Raw genomic sequence first — 4,244 nt, 5'->3', positions numbered from 1 at the left:
ACGGCCACGGGCGCCAACGCCAGCGCTGTTCTCTACAGCATCATCGAAACGGCTAAAGCCAACGACCTGAACGTATTCGAGTATGTGATGACTTGCCTTGATGAACTCAGCCAGCCCGACGTCAATATCGAGCAACTGCTACCATGGCAGTTTGCTAAGCGCTAGGTGGAATTATCGGACGCTTACCTAATATAAGTTTTACTTAGGTAATGGAATGGCCGGTGAATTGTATCACCGGCTTTTTTTTAGAATGAGTAAAAATGAAAGATACTGAATTATAAAAAGGTGGGTATATTAAACAAAAGATTCTTTTGCCGCCATTTTTAAACTCTGTCAGGCTTTTGCATTAACCCAAATTTCCTGCCTAGTGAAGCTCCGATAGCTTTAACGGTTGCACGTACCCCAGCTTCCTTAAATGCAAATCTTAACCAAGAAAGTTTATTTTTTTTCTGTCCGATATAGCTAAGTATTTGATTCACTACACGTTCATTATAGGCATCTTCACCTAAGAACTTCCTATGTTTTTTAAAGGCTTTGAGCCTTCGTTTAGTATTTTCTATTGTTATATTGACTACTTCCGTTGAAATGCTTAAATGCCCTCGGCGATAATTAAAAATATCTTTAGGAATATTTGCGAGTAAAGCACCACTTTGTGCTATTCGGACGAAAAAGTCCCAGTCTTGACTATTTGGCAATTCAATATCAAACATTAACTCTTTAGCTAACTCAGTTTTACACGTTACACCGCTCATGCCACAGAATTTATTACCATGTTTTATAATTTCTGGGGTAACGCAAGTTATCGGGTTTATATTTTTTTTGTTTGGTTCTTCAAGAAATCGGTAGCCACAAAGAACGGCATCCGCTTCTAATAACATAATGTTATGCTGCGCTAAATAGTCGGGATCCCAAACATCATCATCGTCTAAAAAAGCTATTGCATCGCCTTTGGCATTAGCTATACCAAAGTTACGCGCAACGTTAGCACCAGAAGATTCACTAAATTTATGATATGTAAAGCTGCCTGCTGGAAACTCGCTTAATACAGATGTGTAATCTTTAGAAGAATTATCATCAATTATCAAAACCTCTAATGGTTTATGAGTTTGATTAATCGCCGCTTTTAGAGATTCACGTAGAAAGTCAGGGCGATCGTATGTAGTTATGATAACTGTAAAAGCATAGTGTTTTGCTAGATCATTCGAAGTCATTTTTTAACTCAACATCCTTTTTTGATAATTTATACTGGGTACAATGCTTATAAACCAACTTCGATTTCATAACTTGTACTGCTTTCATTCATTTTCTCGAACATATAGATTTCACTAAAGGTAACGCTAGAGTACTGGTTTTTACTAGCGTTGTCGTTGTCTAATACAAAAACAATTCTTGTAATTTCACCAGAAATTAATTTACCAATATCTAATATAATCTCTTGGCTGTTGTTATTTGCCATTAGGCCTCTCTTATCGATACCATAATTTTGAGTACCATAGAGGTTGATTATCCTACTTTCAGTAATGTCGTCATCATTTTCAAATCCAATACCGATGATCTCGGCTGGGCCGTTTATACTTATATTGGCCTTCAGAACAGTGTCGGGTGTTACTGTGTAATTTATAGCTGTTCTTTTCCATATATTACCTTCTAGATAAACACTATTTTTGGCTACTAATTGGGCATTACCATACTTAGTTTGATTACTAAAATTACGTAAATTACTTAGATTTAAACTGCTTCCGGTTGGTGATGATTCCACCGTGTTTATTACGCGACTGAAATTGTTAATTAAATATTTATCGCCTATAGGAAGGGATACTGTTGATACACTAGATTGAGAAGAGATGTAGTCCTCATCGCTGGTGAGATGGTGTGGTTCATAATGCTCTAAGGAGACATTATTGTTAGGTGCTTTCAACTGCCGATTATAGGTAATATTATTTATAAACTTTGATTTATGATATTTTTGACGGTCTTGTATACCTAAACCAACCAAATTTGTATAGTACGTTAGCTCAATAAAATTATTTTGTGCAGTAATCCAAAATGTATCATCAGATTCTACATTTGATGCTGCAATTCCATTTCTACTGGTTCGTATCAAATTTTCCATTATTAAAGTCAGGCCCCCTGGCTTTGAAATTAGCCCTCCTGCTTTAATTGCAGTCCATTCTTTTCCTGTCTCATCCCCTAAATCGTGAATGTAGTTTTGAAATATATAGCTTGGACCTAACATGTTAGGCGCTATACTAATCCCTGTGTAACCTTGCGTGAATTCATTTCTATAGACCAATACATTTTGTTGGCCACCATCTATCTCTATTAGGTCATCATTAGCGTAAGCTATATAATTACCATAAACGGCTGAATCTCGAACGAAGCCTCCTTGACGGTTGAAATTTGACCTCCCTTCGATTACATCGTTGAATCTATGATTAGCTGTACCAAACAATTTGTTATTTCTGATAATCGTCTGACCTCTATATCTTTCCTCAGGGTGATTTGCGTAAACCATGATTGCATTAGGGCCTGATGGGTGACCATATATCCAACTATTAGCTTTTCCTACAGGTGAGTGAATACTACAGTCCTCTATGACTACAACCCCTGTTTTTTGAAGGTAAATGCCAGAATCATAGTTATATGGTGAGCTACTATCTTCATCGAAGTAGCCAAGCCCGTTTCGATAGTCGTTAGGCATTCTGCCAAACTCAGAAACTTCACAGCCTTTAATCCAAATATGATGTGCTTTATCTGAAAAAATTGCGTAACGATTTCCTCCTTTAACATTGAAGTCTTCTAACATTATATAGCTTTGACTGCCTATATTGACTGCATATCTTCCTTCATTAGTTGCATCAATAGTGGTTCCATTACCGATTATTTTAGCCCAGCCCTTTTCAGTTCCTTCTATTCCAAGCTTCTCTAAATCTAAAATGCCACCTGTATAGATATCCGATAAATAGTAAATTTTTTCTGAGTCGATAGGGGGGGAATTAGGATTTGTCTCAAAGTTTAAATTGATTATTTCTGTTTTTCCATCAACGGCCATACTTGATATTTTAACTTCATACGCAGTAGCGGGCTTCAAATCAATAATAGATCCAGCGGCGCTTGAATAAATAGGATCCCACTGCAATTCCAAAGCCGGTTCCCAGTTTGAATTACCGGTTTCTCTAAAGTATACATCATGGGTAGCGTCTTCATTCTGGTCAAACAAGACTAGACCAACAGATTCAATTAGCGGGGTTACTCTATAGCTTGCGCCAGACGATGGCGGAGAAAACAAAACTGTTGGATCTAACCCTGCCTCGATTGCTGAAGTCTTTATACTTTCTTTTTGCATACCAGATTCTAGATACAATTTTTTTATTAAGCCGTATGAGTCGATTGGATATAAACTCAGTAGCGCAAACACTATACCACTTGGATTCTTTTCTTCAGAAAGCCCGTTGAAAGCGACTTTAGATATAGGTTCGCTTATCGTTACATATTTATCATATAAAACTACGGTTTCTTCAGTGTAATCAACTAAACTGGTGAGGGAGTTTTTATTATAAAATGCAAGAATAGCGTCTTCATTTGAAATGCTATTATCTTTACTTTTCCCATTGATGATTGTATTAAGCTCGTCGCCCCATTGTCTTTTACTAACCTGCTTATCTGGAGAAGAAGTGCAAGAAAATATAAAGAGGGCAAAAATTGATAAAAATAGGTATTTACGATTTATTTGGTCAAAGTAAATTTTCATGATAATCCTGTAGTTATAATGAAATTATTCAGGGCATAAAGCTCTAACTTAAGCTTATATCCTAATCCCTGAGTAGCTAATTTTTTACTATAAGAAATAACTATAAAATTGACTTTTTTTAGCCCTAAAAATTATACTCGGAAACGAGTTATTTGATATTAGGCGACTCTTGCTAGTATAGATTTATGAGCGAGTTTTTATTTAATATTAATATCAATGCCTTACTGGAACTGAAATACATAATTTAATACCATAGTTCATTTTAAAGCCTCGTCTAATAATTTATCTATTTTGCTCAATAAAGTTAAAGTATAGGCCTTAGTTAAATGATGACGGTCCCTGAGGTATCCCCACAAATAATATAGCAAAATCAGTGAGATAAAAAAGAAGGGAACATTCATGGCGTTTGGTGATCAGATCAATCGCCAAACATCACTGAGACCAAACAGCCATGAATGCCCTATCTATTGTGAACAAAGTCGTATCGCTTGAC

Annotated in this window: 3 protein-coding genes; 1 reads left to right on the top strand and 2 read right to left on the bottom strand. The window is 36.2% G+C overall.

From position 1 onward, the window contains the following. The coding region (locus tag C7Y69_RS18160; protein WP_148112477.1) for a transposase domain-containing protein at nt 1-165 on the top strand (165 nt) is incomplete at its 5' end. A gap of 158 nt (nt 166-323) precedes the next feature. Here C7Y69_RS18160 and C7Y69_RS18155 read toward each other — a convergent pair. Together C7Y69_RS18155 and C7Y69_RS18150 are read right to left on the bottom strand one after the other, a co-directional pair. Next, complete coding sequence (locus tag C7Y69_RS18155) at nt 324-1,211, bottom strand: glycosyltransferase family 2 protein (protein ID WP_126873720.1); 888 nt, start codon at nt 1,209-1,211, stop codon at nt 324-326. 47 nt (nt 1,212-1,258) lie between these two features. Then, entirely contained in the window at nt 1,259-3,751 is a 2,493-nt protein-coding gene (locus C7Y69_RS18150) for a right-handed parallel beta-helix repeat-containing protein (RefSeq protein ID WP_126873719.1), read from the bottom strand. Between the last annotated feature and the right edge of the window lie 493 nt (nt 3,752-4,244).

It is taken from the genome of Alteromonas sp. KS69, from assembly GCF_003989595.1.
GTDB lineage: Bacteria > Pseudomonadota > Gammaproteobacteria > Enterobacterales > Alteromonadaceae > Alteromonas > Alteromonas naphthalenivorans.
The sequence above is the reverse complement of the archived record's forward strand: the minus strand, read 5'-3'. Positions and strand labels throughout refer to the sequence as shown.

Excerpts from the sequence above, each read along its gene's own strand:
- C7Y69_RS18155 (WP_126873720.1), bottom strand. The coding sequence starts at position 1,211 with ATGACTTCGAATGATCTAGCAAAACACTATGCTTTTACAGTTATCATA.
- C7Y69_RS18150 (WP_126873719.1), bottom strand. The coding sequence starts at position 3,751 with ATGAAAATTTACTTTGACCAAATAAATCGTAAATACCTATTTTTATCA.